This window comes from Fusibacter paucivorans (assembly GCF_018390735.1).
GTDB lineage: Bacteria > Bacillota > Clostridia > Peptostreptococcales > Acidaminobacteraceae > Fusibacter > Fusibacter paucivorans.
In genome coordinates this window covers 135200-151936 of sequence record NZ_JAHBCL010000003.1, presented here as the reverse complement: position 1 = coordinate 151936, position 16737 = coordinate 135200, and the positions used below count along the sequence as shown (strand labels likewise).

General features: G+C 44.0%; 12 protein-coding genes and 5 tRNA genes. 16 read left to right on the top strand and 1 reads right to left on the bottom strand.

Features of this window, described 5'->3' with window-relative positions; all coding sequences use genetic code 11:
• Positions 1-111 precede the first annotated feature (111 nt).
• The 16 genes from ligA to KHM83_RS02765 all read left to right on the top strand — a co-directional run bounded on the left by ligA (position 112) and on the right by KHM83_RS02765 (position 15223).
• Complete coding sequence (gene ligA / locus KHM83_RS02840) at positions 112-2112, top strand: NAD-dependent DNA ligase LigA (protein WP_213235390.1); 2001 nt, start codon at positions 112-114, stop codon at positions 2110-2112.
• A gap of 772 nt (positions 2113-2884) precedes the next feature.
• A complete protein-coding gene (locus tag KHM83_RS02835; RefSeq protein ID WP_343213104.1) occupies positions 2885-3814 on the top strand; it encodes an ABC transporter permease in 930 nt (309 codons plus the stop codon).
• A 9-nt stretch (positions 3815-3823) separates the two neighbouring features.
• Positions 3824-5017 carry an ABC transporter permease gene (locus KHM83_RS02830; protein ID WP_246542840.1) on the top strand — a complete coding sequence of 398 codons (1194 nt, stop codon included), beginning with the start codon at positions 3824-3826 and terminating at the stop codon, positions 5015-5017.
• A 14-nt stretch (positions 5018-5031) separates the two neighbouring features.
• A complete protein-coding gene (locus tag KHM83_RS02825; RefSeq protein WP_213235388.1) occupies positions 5032-6057 on the top strand; it encodes an ABC transporter ATP-binding protein in 1026 nt (341 codons plus the stop codon).
• Positions 6050-7045, top strand: coding sequence for an ABC transporter ATP-binding protein (locus KHM83_RS02820; RefSeq protein WP_213235387.1), 996 nt, complete (start codon positions 6050-6052; stop codon positions 7043-7045). The genes KHM83_RS02825 and KHM83_RS02820 overlap by 8 nt, the downstream gene beginning before the upstream one ends.
• A gap of 277 nt (positions 7046-7322) precedes the next feature.
• Entirely contained in the window at positions 7323-8969 is a 1647-nt protein-coding gene (locus KHM83_RS02815; RefSeq protein ID WP_246542839.1) for a peptide ABC transporter substrate-binding protein, read from the top strand.
• Positions 8970-9200: 231 nt separating this feature from the next.
• Positions 9201-10205, top strand: coding sequence for an AIR synthase family protein (locus KHM83_RS02810; RefSeq protein ID WP_213235386.1), 1005 nt, complete (start codon positions 9201-9203; stop codon positions 10203-10205).
• 9 nt (positions 10206-10214) lie between these two features.
• Positions 10215-12314, top strand: coding sequence for an N-acetylmuramoyl-L-alanine amidase (locus KHM83_RS02805; protein ID WP_213235385.1), 2100 nt, complete (start codon positions 10215-10217; stop codon positions 12312-12314).
• A gap of 127 nt (positions 12315-12441) precedes the next feature.
• On the top strand, positions 12442-13158 hold the full coding sequence (rph, locus tag KHM83_RS02800; protein WP_213235384.1) for a ribonuclease PH: 717 nt from the start codon (positions 12442-12444) through the stop codon (positions 13156-13158).
• Entirely contained in the window at positions 13158-13871 is a 714-nt protein-coding gene (locus KHM83_RS02795) for an XTP/dITP diphosphatase (RefSeq protein WP_213235383.1), read from the top strand. The genes rph and KHM83_RS02795 overlap by 1 nt, the downstream gene beginning before the upstream one ends.
• Positions 13849-14325 carry a metallophosphoesterase family protein gene (locus KHM83_RS02790; RefSeq protein WP_213235382.1) on the top strand — a complete coding sequence of 159 codons (477 nt, stop codon included), beginning with the start codon at positions 13849-13851 and terminating at the stop codon, positions 14323-14325. The genes KHM83_RS02795 and KHM83_RS02790 overlap by 23 nt, the downstream gene beginning before the upstream one ends.
• Before the next feature lie 242 nt (positions 14326-14567).
• Positions 14568-14644 (top strand) — tRNA-Pro (locus KHM83_RS02785).
• 139 nt (positions 14645-14783) lie between these two features.
• Positions 14784-14859 (top strand) — tRNA-His (locus tag KHM83_RS02780).
• A gap of 7 nt (positions 14860-14866) precedes the next feature.
• Positions 14867-14941, top strand: a tRNA-Gln gene (locus KHM83_RS02775).
• A 63-nt stretch (positions 14942-15004) separates the two neighbouring features.
• A tRNA-Lys gene (locus tag KHM83_RS02770) sits at positions 15005-15080 on the top strand.
• A gap of 67 nt (positions 15081-15147) precedes the next feature.
• Positions 15148-15223 (top strand) — tRNA-Lys (locus KHM83_RS02765).
• 55 nt (positions 15224-15278) lie between these two features.
• Here the strand turns inward: KHM83_RS02765 and argH are convergent.
• Positions 15279-16715 carry an argininosuccinate lyase gene (gene argH, locus KHM83_RS02760; protein ID WP_213235381.1) on the bottom strand — a complete coding sequence of 479 codons (1437 nt, stop codon included), beginning with the start codon at positions 16713-16715 and terminating at the stop codon, positions 15279-15281.
• Positions 16716-16737 lie beyond the last annotated feature (22 nt).

The window sequence follows — 16737 nt, the reverse complement described above, 5'->3', positions numbered from 1 at the left end:
AACGCCGCATCTACGATTTTGTGTAAGCAAGTAAAAAATGAAAGCCATCGCGACTGTGATGTCATAACGAGCATCAATTGTCCAGCGGTTTTCACAAAAAGGAGCGTATACATGACGCAGTCTATAAAAGAGCAAATTGAACGGCTGAGGTCGGAAATCGAAAGGCACAGTCATGCCTACTACGATCTTGATCAGCCCTCTATACAGGATTTTGAATACGATGCTCTCGTCAACGAGTTGGCTGAACTCGAAAGACAGCATCCTGAGTTTCTGTCAGCGGATTCGCCAACACAGCATGTCGGCGGCACGGTACGATCAGAGTTCGTCAAGGTAACCCATGATGTCCCGCTCTTGAGCCTTGACAATGCTTACAATGCTGAAGAACTCTATGCATTCGATACACGTCTTCGAAAAGAACTGGACGAACCTTTTGCCTACTCGGTGGAGTATAAGATCGATGGTCTGTCTGTCGCAATTCGCTATGAAGATGGCGTGATGCTGAGGGCGGCGACGCGCGGCAATGGTGAAGTGGGTGAAGACGTTACCGATAATGTCAAAACGATTGCGACAGTCCCTAAAGTGCTTGCAGAGCCAGCCCGCGGTCTTTTAGAAGTGCGTGGTGAAGTTTATATTGATAAAGAATCCTTCAGGAAGATGAATGAACAGCAGACACTACAGGGAAAAGCAGCCTTTGCGAATCCAAGAAATGCGGCGGCGGGAAGTTTGCGGCAGCTCGATTCCAACATTGCTGCTTCAAGACCCATGGCGATTTTTGTCTTTGAAATTTTACAGGGAGACGACCAAGTCTTTCAACAGCAGGATGATGCATTTTCAAAGTTAAGACGGATGGGGTTTGACACTGTGGCACCGGCGATTTTCAATAACATGACAGATGTGATTGCCTACTGTGACAGCATGACGGAAAAAAGGCACGCATTGCCCTATGAAATCGATGGGCTCGTTATCAAAGTCAATGCATATCACCAGCGTTTACAACTGGGAAGAACGGCTAAGAGTCCGCGATGGGCGATTGCCTATAAATTTCCCGCAGAACTGGCGGAAACGCGACTAAGTGCTATTCAAATTCAAGTCGGAAGAACGGGTGTATTAACGCCGCTTGCCGTTTTTGATCCCGTAACCGTGGCGGGTTCGACGATCGCCAAAGCAACGCTGCACAATCAGGATTATATTGATGAAAAAGATATTCGCGTTGGCGACTATATTCTGGTTCAAAAAGCCGGTGATGTCATTCCGGCAGTGGTACGGGTTCTTAAAGAGAAGCGTGAAGGCGATTTGCAGGTTTTTAAATTACCGACGCATTGTCCGGTATGCGGTACAGAAGTGATCCAAAATGAAGGTGAAGTGGCAAAACGCTGTCCAAATGAATTGTGTCCGGCAAAGCTCAGACGCAAGATTATTCATTTTGTTTCGAGACCTGCGATGAATATCGACGGTGTTGGTGAAGCGATTATTGATCAGCTGATTGAAGCGGGTTATTTAAAAGACGTTGCGGATATTTATGAATTACATCATCAGCGCGAGGCGCTAATCGCATTGGAACGCATGGGTGAAAAATCGGTTGACAACATGCTGGCTGCAATTGAAACATCTAAATCAAATGATGTCTACAGGCTTTTATCCGGACTGGGGATACCACATATCGGTGCAAAAGCAGCCAAAGTTCTGGCAACAAAATTTGGCAGTTTGGATGCGGTAATGACGGCTTCTCAAGAAGCGCTTACAGCGATTGATGAATTTGGTGAAAAGATGGCAGATTCTGTTATTCGCTTTTTCGAGGAACCGGAGCATCAGGCTATTATTAAACATCTTCGTGCCTGCGGCGTCAATTTTGATTCGGCACTTAAAGCCGTTGATGAGGGATTGCTTACTGGCAAGACGCTTGTTGTCACGGGAACCCTTGCACATTTTACCCGTGATGAAATCAAAGCTGAAATTGAGCGGCTTGGTGGAAAAGCTTCTGGGAGTGTTTCGAAAAAGACGGATTATGTGATTGTTGGTGAAGCAGCGGGCTCGAAAGCCGAAAAAGCCCGTGCGCTAGGTGTGACGATCTTGACAGAAGAAGCATTTTTGACAATGATCAAAACTCTTTAAATCTTCGTAACAATCCTTGTAATCAAATGCGAAAACACGTAAAATGAGTGCAGAATTAAATCTTAAATGCCAACGACGGCTAATCCTGATTATATGAGGATTAGTCGTTTTTTGTGTTTAGAGGAGAAGGGTTGAAGGTGTTTATAATTATACAAAATTATGCGTTGTGCATGCATGCGACAGCAGGCAGTCGATAAATGCGGCAAACCGTAAAATATCTCTATTTATTAATGCGTGTTACAGGAACTTTATAATTTCCTTACGAATGTGACATGGATTAAAAAATGAAAGTTAACAGTTGTGCGAATTGCAAAAAAATAATTTTACACGATTATTAAAATTCTGTGTTGTGAATAATTAAACTATTTTGAAATTAAAGGCGATAGAAGAGTTGTTACAATTAATTCACAGATAAAACGGCTACTAAACATTGAAAAATAGAGGGATTTAGTTTAATATTATTAGAAACACATGCGAAAACAACAATTCTATTTACACTCTGTTCACAAAAAAAATGCACGTTAATGTGATTAACGAGTATAAACCAATCTCATTTATACAATTACATCCAAAAAAAATGCAATTATATTTTAAAAGAGTGTCATAATTTGATGTAATGTATCATTATGGTAATAGGGTTTGTGTCGAGACGTGTGCTACAGGAGTTGAATGAATAAGGGCGAGTAAACGAAACGGCCTGGCAGCAACTGTTTGCGTATACAGCAACAGTAAAAGTTTATTCAATATCTATATTTCTGAAAATACGAAAGGAGTGTTAGATTTGGGCAGATATGTAGCGAGAAGATTTGTATCAATGATCATTACATTATGGTTTGTCATTACCATCACATTCTTCTTAATGCATTCTATACCAGGCGGGCCGTTTTCAAGAGAGAAGGCATTGCCGGAAAAAGTATTGGAGGCATTAAATGAGAAGTATCACCTCAATGATCCACTGTGGAAACAGTACACAGATTATTTACAGGGGGTTGTCGTATTAGACTTCGGACCATCTTTCTCGAGACCGGGTATCTTCGTTTGGGATAAGATCCAAGAAGGTTTCCCGATATCTGCTAAAGTTGGTGGTATCGCGTCATTATTTGTTATTATAGCAGGTATTCCCGCCGGCGTGATATCCGCACTCTATCAAAATAAACTGCCGGATTACATCGTCACGGTGATTGCGACCGTCGGGGTCGCCGTGCCGAGTTTCGTCGTCGCCACGTTATTTATCTACGTCTTTAGTGAGAAATTAATGTTGGTGCCGGCGTACGGGCTGGAAGAAATCAAATCATACATTGGTCCGACGATTGCGCTGGCTGGCTTTTCGCTGTCATTTGTCGCGCGGCTTTCGCGATCGAGTCTGCTTGAAGTCATGCAGCAGGATTACATCAGAACAGCGCGGGCAAAAGGACTGTCTGAATTAAGTGTTATCTTCAAGCACGCCATTAAAAATTCACTGATTCCAGTTATCACATACATGGGGCCAACCATTGCCTCCATTTTAACGGGTTCATTTGTCGTCGAGCGTATTTTTGCGATACCGGGCATGGGAAAACTTTTTGTTGAAAGTGTTGGGAACCGTGATTATACCATGATTATGGGAACCACGATTTTCTATGCTGCGTTTGCCATCATCATGATTTTCTTAGTCGATATCGCTTATGGGATCATCGATCCGAGAATTAAACTAGGTGATTAAGGGGGGCGCATGGAAACGAAAATGACGAATAAATGGGAGCGCTTGGAATTAAAAGCGGCTGAGAGTGAAGCCGTTCGTAAGAGCTTGACGTACTGGCAGGACGCGTGGCGCCGACTTAAGAAAAATGTTCTCTCAATGGTTGGATTGGGTATTATCATTTTATTAATGCTCTTTGCTGCATTTGGCAATTTCTTTACAGAGTGGTCTTTTTCCGATCAGGATCTGGACATGTCAAATCTTCCGCCGACACTCGATACCTTTGATATTGGTGACGGCACACTTGTATATGTGCACAAGGAATACACACTCTATCTCGTTGAAGAAGATGGCGCGAAATTGACTAAGCTGCCAATTGAAGATAAAAACGTTATGAAAAAATACAATGGCTATACAGTCGATGGCAAAACAGTGGTTATTGACTATAGCCTCGCTGCTAAAGCGAAGCAGTCCGGGGATGCCGATGCACCGAAATTCCAACTCATCATAGATGACCAGTCTTTCACGGTGCCAACGGGTCAAGTTTACAACAAGGTTTACGTACTGGGTACGGACAGACTTGGGCGAGATATGCTCGCGCGGCTCATATACGGTGCTAGAATATCACTGCTCATTGCCTTTATTGCAACGGCTGTTCAGTTCTTTATCGGCGTACTTTACGGTGGGATCTCCGGTTATATTGGCGGTACAGTTGACAATATCATGATGCGGATTGTCGATATTATTGCGACGGTGCCTCTGCTCTTATATGTTATTCTCTTGATGGTCGTTATTGGCCCTGGCCTCAAGACGATTTGTATTGCCCTTGGTTCCGTTTACTGGGTGAATATGGCGAGAATTGTACGCGGTCAAATTTTGAGTATTAAAGAACAGGAATACGTTCTTGCGGCGAGAACCATTGGTGCGAGCACGTGGCGAATTATGGTAAGACACCTTATTCCCAATGCGCTTGGTCCAATTATCGTATCACTTGCGATGATGATTCCGAATGCGATTTTTACAGAGGCGTTCCTGAGCTTTATCGGCCTCGGCGTCAATGCGCCGATGGCATCATGGGGGACCTTGGCCAACGATGCAGTGCCGGGCCTTAGATCGTATGCATATCAGTTGATGTTGCCATCGATTTTGATATCACTTACTGTGTTGGCATTTAACTTCTTAGGTGACGGGCTCAGAGATGCGCTCGACCCTAGACTTAGAAAATAGAAAGGCGTGTGGACATGGGCGAGAGAATTTTAGACGTACAGAACCTGTACACTTCCTTTTATACACATTTAGGTGAGGTTCAAGCCATTCGCGGCGTAAGTTTTCACCTAGACAAAGGCGAAGCGCTGGGAATCGTTGGCGAATCAGGCAGCGGTAAATCTGTTACATCAATGTCTGTTATGAAACTATTGCAGCATCCCGGAAAAATTAAATCCGGAAAAATTATGTTTAAGGGCGAGGATATCGTTCCGAAATCATCCAAAGAAATGATGAGTATTCGCGGTGATCAGATTGCCATGATCTTTCAGGATCCAATGACATCGTTAAATCCCGTCTATACAGTGGGTAATCAAATTATGGAAGCCATGATTAAACATCAGGGTCTTTCGAAATCAGAGGCGCGGAAGAAAGCCGTTGAAATGTTGAAACTCGTTGGTATTCCGTCACCGGAAGATCGCGTTGACAACTATCCGCATGAATTTTCAGGCGGGATGCGCCAGCGTGCTATGATTGCCATTGCACTTTCGTGTCAGCCTGATCTGCTGATTGCAGATGAGCCGACAACAGCGCTGGATGTCACCATTCAAGCACAGATATTAGAACTTTTAAAAGAACTTAAAGATAAAGTCAATACAGCCATTATTTTAATTACACATGACCTCGGCGTCGTTGCAGATGTCTGCAGCCGTATTGTCGTTATGTATGGCGGCCTCATTATGGAACAAGGCAGTGCAGAGGACATTTTCTATGAACCGAAGCATCCTTACACAATGGGCCTTATCAAATCCATTCCACGATTGGATTTAAATGAAAGACAGCGGCTCGTTCCCATTCCCGGGACACCGCCCGATTTATTAAATCCGCCCGTTGGGTGTCCATTTGCATCGCGTTGTCCTTATGCAATGCAGATCTGTGCAAATGAAGCGCCAAAGTATTACGACATTAACCCAGGACATCACGCTGCGTGCTGGCTGCTTGACCCTGAAGCGCCTAAGGTTGAAGTCGATACAGGGGTGAAACGAGGTGGCGCAGATGCGTAATGAAAATAAAGAAGTATTGTTAGAAGTTAAAAATCTTAAGAAATACTTTAAGATCAACAAAGGGTTTATTCGTAAAGACGTTCGTTATGTACAAGCTGTTGATGATGTGAGCTTTAAAATATACAAGGGTGAAACGCTTGGACTCGTTGGAGAATCAGGTTGCGGCAAGTCGACGACAGGCCGTACACTTATCAGACTCTATGAGCCTACAGGCGGTGAGATCATCTTTGACGGTGCTGAAATTGGCGGTATGTCTGAACAGGAACTCAAGCCGTTTCGCAAACGCATTCAAATGATTTTTCAGGATCCGTATGCATCACTGAATACGCGTATGACCGTTGGTGATATTATCGGTGAACCGCTGGATATTCACAACTTAGCTTCTGGTGAAGCACGCCAAAAACGTATTTATGAATTGCTCGAACGCGTTGGCCTCAGTAAAATGCATGCCAGCAGATATCCGCATGAATTCTCAGGCGGGCAGCGACAGCGGATTGGCATCGCCCGTGCGCTTGCGGTTAATCCAGATTTCATTATCTGTGATGAACCGATTTCAGCATTGGACGTTTCAATCCAAGCACAGGTGGTCAATATGCTTGAAGATCTCCAAAATGACTTTGGGTTAACGTATCTGTTCATTGCGCATGACCTGTCGATGGTGAAACATATTTCAGATAGAATTGGCGTTATGTACCTCGGAAAACTCGTTGAGCTTTCCGACAGCAAGAATCTCTATGAAAAGCCGCTGCACCCATACACACAAGCGCTTCTTTCGGCAATTCCGATTCCGGATCCGGAAGTCACGCGACAAAAGCAGCGCATTATTTTGGAAGGCGATGTACCGAGCCCAATTAATCCGCCGTCAGGTTGTCGTTTTAGGACGAGATGCATCTATGCCATGGATGTTTGTGCCGAAATTGAACCGGAATTTAAGGAAGTCGAGCCGGATCATTTTGTCGCATGTCACTTGATGGATCAGAAAAAATGACATTTAATTAATAATTAACAAATTCATCTTTATTTGAAAAATAAAGGGTTCTGTATTATAATATGGTTATGTTAAAAATTGTTAACCATTGTATTAAAATTGTGTTACAAGCGAATTGAAAGAGAGATAAAAGCGAGGGAATAACACAATTATTGAACGGTATGAACGGCTTTAGCCGTTTATATAAATCATGATCCATGATGACACATCACAGCGAAGGCGATGTTTCAGCAACACATTGCAGGTTGTGAAATCAAAAAAAATGGAGGGGATTATTTTGTTTAAGAGAAGTTTAGCACTATTATTAGTGGTAATGATGGTAGCAGGCTTGTTCATCGGCTGCGGCGGCAACACAGAAGAACCGGCTGCACCTGCTGACAATACGCCGGCAGAGACTACCGAACCAGCAGCAGAAACGCCAGAACCAACTGAGGCACCGGCAGAACAAGTTCTTTATTGGAACATTGGCGCTGAGCCAAAAACGATTGACCCAGGCTTAAATGCAGCGGTTGATGGTGGTCACGTAATCAACAATATGTTTGAAGGTTTAATGCGTGAACTCAATGGTACTTTAGAGCCAGCAATGGCTGAAAGCTACACAGTAAGTGATGACGGTATGGTTTATACATTCACACTTAGAGATGCAAAATGGTCAGACGGCAAAACTGTCACAGCTCAAGATTTTGAATGGGCTTGGAACCGTGTATTGGCACCAGAAACTGCATCTGAGTACTCTTGGATCTTTGACGCTGCAAACGTTGATACTTTCCAAGCACTTGATGACAAAACGTTTGAAGTAACACTCAAGGCACCAACACCTTACTTCTTAGGTTTAACTGCATTCTATACATTCTTCCCAGTAAGACAAGAATCAGTTGAAGCTGGCGCTGACGGCGCATGGGCAATTGATCCTGCAAAATCAATTGTAAATGGTCCTTTCATGCTCGATTCATATGTTGGCGGCGACAGATTGGAACTCGTTCCAAATCCTGAATACTGGCAAGCTGACAAAGTTAAACTTGAAAGAATCGTCGGTGTTATGATTGTTGAAGCATCAACAGCATTAACAGCTTACGAAGGCGGCACACTAGATGTCCTCGCAACAGTTCCTACTGAAGAAATTTCAAGACTGATTGCAGAAGATCCTACATTCTACATCTTGCCAATGGATGGTACTTATTACTATGCATTTAATGTAGAAGCTGCACCGCTTGATGATGTCAATGTCAGAAAAGCATTATCGCTTGCAATTGACAGACAAGCAATCTGTGATACTGTAACGAAAGCTGGTCAAATTCCTGCTTTAAATATTGTTGCACCTACTTCTTATGATGCAGATGGCAACCTGTTTAGTGATCAATTAGGATCAGTTGGTCTTCAAGCCACTGCAGCTGTTGAAGACGCACAACAAGCATTGGCAGACGCTGGTTATCCAAACGGCGAAGGTTTCCCAACACTTGAATTAATGTACAATACTTCTGAAGGCCATAAAGTCATCGCAGAAGCTATTCAAGAAATGTGGAAGAAAAACCTTAACATCGACGTTGCATTAACAAACCAAGAATGGGCTGTTTTCCAAGATACTAGAAAACAAGGTAGTTTCCAAGTTGCAAGAGCTGGTTGGATTGGTGACTACTCTGACCCTATGACATACCTTGACATGTTCACATCAACTAACATTGGTGCAACGAACTACTCAAGATGGGTCAATGAAGATTATGATAAACTTCTTGAAGATGCTAAAACTGCACCAGGTCAAGAACGTTTCAACATGCTTTATGACGCAGGTAAATTAGTAGAAGAAGCATACATTAACTTGCCAATCTACTACTATACAAACACAATCATGGTAGCTGATAAAGTTCATGATTGGGAAATGAACACACGTTCTACATGGTGGTTCGGATTTGCATATATCGAATAATCTCGATTGCATATGAGAGGGAAGGTCTTCGGACCTTCCCTTTTTGTTTTGCCTAAAAATTACGAACATGTTATAAACGCATTACGATCTAAAAACTTGTGAAAGCCTGTGATATAATAGATGCGTAATAAGTGATAATGACGAAGGTAAACATGTAGATGACGGCTGTTTTTAGGTCATTGGATTTGGAAAACAGCGCCGGATTTACAAAGTACATATAAGAGGTGAAAGATGCGCAAAGGGAAATTAAGCAACGAGAAGCTAAACGATCTTGTCCTGAAGACCGTGCAGACTTCCAGAGAAGATGTTCTTATTGGTGCCAGCATCGGTGAAGATTGCTCAGCCGTTGCCTTTGGCGATACGGCATGTGTTCTATCAACAGATCCCATTACGGGGACGGCAGAAGCAATCGGGAAATTGGCAGTGAATGTAGGTCTTAATGATATAGCTTCCAGCGGGAGTGAGGCCGTTGCACTTCTGTTGACCCTATTATGTCCAGAGGAAACGACAGATGAAGCGATCTCAGGTATTATTAGGGATGCACAGATCACGGCGAATACACATAACGTTGCCATTATCGGTGGACACACTGAACGGACATCAGCTGTTAATCGCATCGTGATCTCGGTAACCGCTATTGGGAAAAATACGCCGACTGGCATTGTCAAAACCGGCGGTGCTCATGCGGGAGACTTCATTTATATGACGAAGTGGGCAGGGCTTGAGGGAACCGGTATTCTAGCGGTTGAAAAGAAAGAAGAACTTCAGACGGTTATGAAGTCGACAGAACTTGAACAGGCCAGACAAATGCTGGTGTATACAAGTGTCCTAAAAGAAGGTGCCATTGGCAAACAATGCGGCGCAACGGCCATGCACGATGTGACAGAAGGCGGCGTTCTCGGTGCTGCTTATGAAATCTGTGAAGCCAGCGGTCTCGGCTGCGAACTTCAAAAAATGCACATTCCCATTCACCCGGTAACAGAGATGATTTGCAATCATTTTCTCATAGATCCGCTTAAACTCATTGCAAGCGGTGCCATGATGATGACCATTGCGCCTGAAAATGCACCTGCACTCGAACAGGCTTTTATTGCAGATTCCATCGAATACGCAAAAATTGGCGTGATGACAGAGGCAACAGAAAAAATGCTGGTCTACGGCGATTTTGAAGTTGAAGAAATCAAAGAACCGATTGCACCTCCAGAAGGCGATGCACTCTATGATGTTTTAGATTAGGAGTGACCGATGACATATAAAAAAATAGGCATCATCATTGGCATACTGTGTTTGATGATGAGTATGCACAGTGTAGTTTTTGCCAATAAATTTATCGAAACAGACACGGTGACAATGACCAATCCGCTGACAGGCGTCACGGGGAATTATCAGCCGGTTAATCTCATGATGGGCGGTGAAGACGTTATTACAGACGTGCCGGGAATACTCTATACCAGCGGCAGCAATACGCGGACTTTGGTTCCCATTAGCTTTATCGTCGACAGAATGGGCGCGACGATTAGCTGGCAGCAAGAGACGAGAGAAATTACCATTGATACAGCGGGCAAGCAGATTGTCATGCAGATTGACAATGCCTATGCGACTGTAAACGGTACGAAGACGAAACTGCCTGATGGTATTGCGCCAATTTTGCTGGCATTCGGCAATCAAAACAAGACATTTGTACCCGTTAAGTTCATTAGTGAACAATTGGGGTTGGAAATCAACTGGATTGGTGATACGAGGACCGTTGCCATTAATAAGCCGGTCCAGACACTGACGAATGTTTACCTCGACTATCTTAAGCAGTTTCCCGAAATTAGAATGAAAGTGACTGGTGAAGTTGATGCCACTTCCTTTGTGATTTCAGGCAGTGATGTTGGTGAACAAGATAAAATCGTGATTGATCTCCAAAATACAAAATTTGAACTCGATGACCCTTCAATGCTTAAGAATGGTGTTGGCACTTATCGCGTCGGCGATGGTATCTTTGGCATTGACCGCGTTGAGATCAGTCTTAATGGCACTAATCCGCCTACAACGCGTGCCACCGTCTTTTTAGATGAAAAGCGCGGGCACCGTGTCTTTTACGATGAAACGACGCATGAAATGGTTATACAGCTCATTAATACGGTCAATGACGTTCAAATGGAAAATACTTACGGTACGGATACTGTCGTCATAGAAACCAGTGAGCGCCCAGCGTATAATATCAATCTTATAGGTGATCAAATTGTCGTTGACGTCTTCAACAGTGTTTTAAAAGCAGATGAAGGGCTGTCAACGATTGTCCCGGTCAACAAGGGCAAAATAGAATCATACGGTTACAGTCAACTGGATACCAGTCAATACGGTACGGAGGATCTCTATACATCGAAAGATGTGATTACGCGGGTTGCCATCGCATTGACAGAGGCGGTTACGTATGATGATATTTATATTGAAGATGACGGCACGAACATTAAAGTGTTCGTAGCACAAAATCCGCTCAACAATTTTGATTATGTTAGGTTAAATACGGCAAAGAGTCATGTAAGCATTCATCTCTTCGATGGTTCGAACTTCACAAAAGCATATGATTCGAAGACGCGAACGCTCACCCTTAAACTGCCGGTGGCCTCCACAGACCTCAATGATTTCACCTATCCTGTTGATGATAATATTGTCCGTGCTGTCAATATTGCCAGATCAGGCGATCAGTACATTGTGTCCATACAGCTGATCCAAAATACAACTTATACGGACAACAGTACCGCAGATGATATTATCTTCGCCTTTACCAATAATACGATACTGAATTCGAATTACACGGATACACTCATCGTGATTGACCCCGGCCATGGCGGACACGACTCCGGCGCTGTCGGGACATTGGCAAAGGAAAAAGATTTGGCGCTCCAAGCGTCTCTGTCGCTTGAAAATCAATTGAAACAGCTTGGGTTTAAAGTCTATATGACGCGCTCAAAAGATGTATATCCCGGACTTTATGATCGTGCGGATATTGCCAATGACTTGAATGCGGATCTATTTGTCAGTGTTCACATCAACGCGCATACCAATACGGCAGCAACGGGTGTTGAAGTGCTTTGCAATTCGGAAAGCATGACTGGCGGCAAAGGGCTGGCGACAGCAATTCAGAAGGAACTGGTGAGTGACTTAAACGCCGTTGACCGCGGTGTTGTCCAAAGACCGAATTTGGTTGTGCTGAGGGAAACGAAAATGCCTTCTGTGCTTTGTGAACTCGGTTTTATCAGCAATGCATCTGATCAAGCGAAGCTTATGGATCCAGCCTATCTCGACAAAGCGGCAGGTGCCATCGTCGATGGGATTGTAAAATTCTTAAAATAGCAAATTAATGCGATTGCCTTAATGACTAAATAGAAAACGGCGGTATAACACTAAATGCTGAAAAGAACCATTCGCTTTGATAAAATTGCCGGTGGTTCTTTCGGCTTGATTTAAGGAAGGTGATTAAATGAGAATAGACGGTAGAGCATTTGATGCACATCGACCGGTAAAAATAACGCGAAATTATGTGAAACACCCTCATGGCGCAGTGCTGATCGAGATGGGTGAAACAAAAGTCATCTGTACGGCGACGGTTGAAGAAAGAGTGCCATCGTTTTTAAAAGGGGCAGAAAGCGGCTGGCTGACAGCAGAATACGCCATGCTGCCTGGGTCGACACAATCTCGAAAGTCGCGTAATACGAAAGGTGTGGATGGCAGAAGTCAGGAAATACAGCGACTAATCGGTCGATCGCTTCGGGCGATTATCGATTTAAAAGCACTCGGAGAGCGAACCATTTGGATCGACTGTGATGTTATTCAAGCAGATGGCGGCACGCGTACGGCTTCCATTACAGGTGCTTACATTGCATTATCTGATGCAATTAACCGTTTGATGACGGAGGGTGTTTTGACGCAATCACCGATTATCACTTCAGTTGCTGCCATCAGTGTCGGAATTGTCGCAGGCGAACCGCTGTTAGATTTGTGTTATGTTGAAGATTCCAAAGCGGATGTTGATATGAATCTCATTATGACAGGCGAAGGTCGCTTTGTCGAAGTTCAGGGAACGGGTGAAGAAGCAACCTATTCAAAAGAGGAATTGATGACACTCCTCGCGCTTGGTGAAAAGGGGATCGCGTCATTGACGGCATACCAAGAAGCTGTACTCGCAGGGACGGTGTAATGAAAAAGACAGAAGCCAAAACAGCCGTTAAAACTGAGTTTAAAACAACGTCTAAAACAACGCCTAAAGCAACGCTAAAAGAGAACCAAAGCGCTTATCCATATAAAGCGGTATTGGCATCTGGGAATTCACACAAACGGCAGGAAATTCAAGCGATGCTTAAGGATTTTGATTACGAAATATTGTCCTTGAAGGATGTTGGACTTGAAAATATGGAGATTGTTGAAGATGGCGATACATTTGAAGCCAATGCCGTGATTAAGGCGAAAGCTGTTCAACGTGAGATTGGCGGTGTTGTGCTCGCAGATGATTCCGGGTTAGAAGTGGATGCGCTGGGTGGCGCGCCGGGGGTCTATTCTGCGCGTTATGCAGGTGAACATGGCAATGACGAAGCCAATAATTTGAAGCTTATAAAGGCATTAGAAGAGGTTGAACCGGCGCAGCGGACAGCGCGATTTGTATCAGTCATCGCCATGATCTTTGAAGACGGTGAAACCATCACTGCTAGAGGAACCGTTGAAGGGATTATTCAGTTACAGCCAGTTGGCGATAATGGCTTTGGCTATGATCCGTTGTTCTATTATCCGCCTTTTCAAAAGACGATGGCGGAGCTAACCATGAGCGAAAAGAATGCAGTAAGCCATCGAGGCAATGCATTAGCTTTGTTGAGGCAGAAACTGGAGGCAAAATATGCGGGTCTGCATCATCAGTGACACGCATGGAAACATGTCGAAAGTCACACATTATCTGGAAGAAAACTTAAATTTTTTTGATGAAATTTGGCATTTAGGTGATTTTATTAAGGACACTGAACAGCTAAAACAGAAATTTGGAAGGCCGATGATTGCCGTTAAAGGCAATTGTGACTTTTACCAGAGCGGTCCGGAAGAGATCGTAAGGGAGATTGACGGGAAACGCGTACTGCTTTGTCACGGTCATCATCACAGTGTAAAATCATCATTGATGAACCTCTATTATTATGCCGTACAGCAGAATGTCGATGTCGTATGTTTTGGTCATACGCATGTGCCCGTCAATGAACGCGAAGAAGGCATTTTATGCTTCAATCCAGGCAGTGCTGCCATTCCAAGAGCTGGTTTTCGTGCTTCAATTGGCATTATGGAGTTCGGCAGCGGGCGCGTCGTGGCAACGCACGTTCATCTGTGATTGGTGATTACTATGCAGAGGTGACTATGCAGTGGTGAGGGGTATGCGTACTATTTCAATGGTCGTGTGATGCGTTTCAAAAGGACTAAAAGGTAGTTGAAATAGACTAAATTTTCTGTTAATCGCGATATGGAGCAGACCGCTATAAGTCTGATAAAATCTCGTTTTTAGCGATTATTTTATTACAAAAACAGTTGACGCGCTATCCCATTTAATGTATAATAAAATTCGTCAGTGAACAGCGGGGTGTAGCGCAGTTTGGTAGCGCATCTGGTTTGGGACCAGAGGGCCGCGGGTTCAAATCCTGCCACCCCGACCATTGTTTTTATTTGGTTGATTGCTGAACACTGATCAAGCGTATCAATGCTGAGCATTTTTCTAGGGTTCAGGACAGATGTGAAGTGTTAATACAACGGCAGTGATTATACACTGCAAGGTGAATATGTGAATGAAATATGGCGACTGTCGTCAAGCGGTTAAGACTCAGGATTGTGGCTCCTGCATACGTGGGTTCGAATCCCATCAGTCGCCCCATTACTTTTGGGGATTCGCCAAGCGGTAAGGCAACGGACTTTGACTCCGTCATTCACAGGTTCAAATCCTGTATCCCCAGCCAATTGTTCACAATGATTTTTATCATTTTTATGAGCCCTTGAAAATTTCAAGGGTTTTTATATGAGGTCCATTAGCTTAGTTGGTAGAGCACCTGACTCTTAATCAGGGGGTCCTGCGTTCGAGTCGCAGATGGATCACCAAGCAGTCAATAAGTGTCGAAACAGTGAAACAGTCAAAAGCCCTTGACATCAAGGGCTTTTCTAATGAGGTCCATTAGCTCAGTTGGTAGAGCATCTGACTTTTAATCAGGGTGTCCCGCGTTCGAGTCGCGGATGGATCACCATAAGCAAACATAAGGAAACGACGTTCAGTACTGAACGGCGTTTCTTTTCTATTGTCTATTTAAGCGCCGCTTCAAGCAATGCCAGCGGTGATGAGAGTGATGCAGCAGCAGTCTTTTGTGCTGACAGCCATGTTTCATTAGTGCCAACTTGTGCCGCGGTGACCTCAGGTGCCGGGCCGCCGGTATGTCTTCTTGAGGAAACGATGGCAAGCAGGTCGATGACATCGTATAGATCTGCTTCAAAGAGACTGCTATGGGTTTTATAGGCATCTAAAGTCATTTCAGAAAGTGTCGTTCCGCGATCAGAAGCTTCCTTGACGATGGCGCCGATAATATGGTGACAGTCTCTGAATGGCAAGCCTTTCTTAACGAGGTAATCTGCAAGATCCGTTGCCTCCGTAAAACCTTTCAAGGTCGCTTGATACATCGTCTCCACATTAAATGATGCTGTTGCCAGAAGCCTTTCAAGCATGCTCAGCATATTGCCAATTTGGTCGGTTGTGTCGAAAAATGATTCTTTATCTTCTTGAAGGTCTTTATTATAGGCCAGCGGTAATCCTTTCAGTGTGACGAGCATACCGCTTAGATGTCCGATAATCCGTCCGCTTTTTCCCCTGACGAGCTCTGCTATGTCGGGGTTTTTCTTTTGCGGCATAATGCTGCTGCCCGTACTGTATGCGTCATCGAGTTCGATAAAGTTGAAGAGCTGCGAATTCCAAATAATAATTTCCTCTGCGAGACTGCTCATATGAACGGCCATTAGTGCATAAGCTGCCATTATTTCAACAAGATAATCACGATCAGAGACAGCATCAATACTATTTGCAGTTAGGCGGTCAAAGACAAGTGCGTCTTTAACGAAGTCGCGGTTAATAGGGTAACTGGTGCTTGCCAGTGCACCTGAACCGAGCGGCATCTCGTCCAATCTTGCGTAAATGTCAAAGAGTCTGCTGGTATCGCGCTTAAATTTTTCAACATAAGCAAGGAGATGGTGCGCCAGCGTGATAGGCTGAGCCTGTTGCAAGTGGGTGAAACCGGGCATAATGGTTTTCGTGTGCACTTTGGCAATGGCGTTAAGCGTTTCAATTAATGCCGTGAGCTTCTTGATTTGATCGATGACCACATCTTTGGCGTAGAGGCGCATATCGAGAGCGACTTGGTCATTTCGGCTGCGCCCGGTGTGTAAGCGCTTACCCGTTTCCCCAAGGGTATCAATTAAGTAAGCTTCAATATTCATATGAATGTCTTCAAGTGACAATTTAAAGGTATATGAATCAGATTTAATGAGATGGTAGACTTTCTTTAGCCCGTCTTGAATGGCAGCAGCATCGCTGTCATCGATAATGTTCTGATTCGCGAGCATTTGGACATGATAATAACTGCCGAGTATGTCATAGGGATAGAGTCTCTGTTCAAAGCCGATTGAAGCGTTAAAGAGATCGGTTTCTTTTGATGTGTCTTTTGCAAATCGGCCATTCCATAACTTTTCCATAGTATCTCCTTGTACGTTTTTT

Coding starts and splice junctions, on each gene's coding strand:
- KHM83_RS02795 (WP_213235383.1), top strand. CDS start 13,158: ATGAAAAAGACAGAAGCCAAAACAGCCGTTAAAACTGAGTTTAAAACA.
- KHM83_RS02790 (WP_213235382.1), top strand. CDS start 13,849: ATGCGGGTCTGCATCATCAGTGACACGCATGGAAACATGTCGAAAGTC.
- KHM83_RS02805 (WP_213235385.1), top strand. CDS start 10,215: ATGACATATAAAAAAATAGGCATCATCATTGGCATACTGTGTTTGATG.
- argH (WP_213235381.1), bottom strand. CDS start 16,715: ATGGAAAAGTTATGGAATGGCCGATTTGCAAAAGACACATCAAAAGAA.
- KHM83_RS02825 (WP_213235388.1), top strand. CDS start 5,032: ATGGGCGAGAGAATTTTAGACGTACAGAACCTGTACACTTCCTTTTAT.
- KHM83_RS02810 (WP_213235386.1), top strand. CDS start 9,201: ATGCGCAAAGGGAAATTAAGCAACGAGAAGCTAAACGATCTTGTCCTG.
- KHM83_RS02830 (WP_246542840.1), top strand. CDS start 3,824: ATGGAAACGAAAATGACGAATAAATGGGAGCGCTTGGAATTAAAAGCG.
- rph (WP_213235384.1), top strand. CDS start 12,442: ATGAGAATAGACGGTAGAGCATTTGATGCACATCGACCGGTAAAAATA.
- ligA (WP_213235390.1), top strand. CDS start 112: ATGACGCAGTCTATAAAAGAGCAAATTGAACGGCTGAGGTCGGAAATC.
- KHM83_RS02820 (WP_213235387.1), top strand. CDS start 6,050: ATGCGTAATGAAAATAAAGAAGTATTGTTAGAAGTTAAAAATCTTAAG.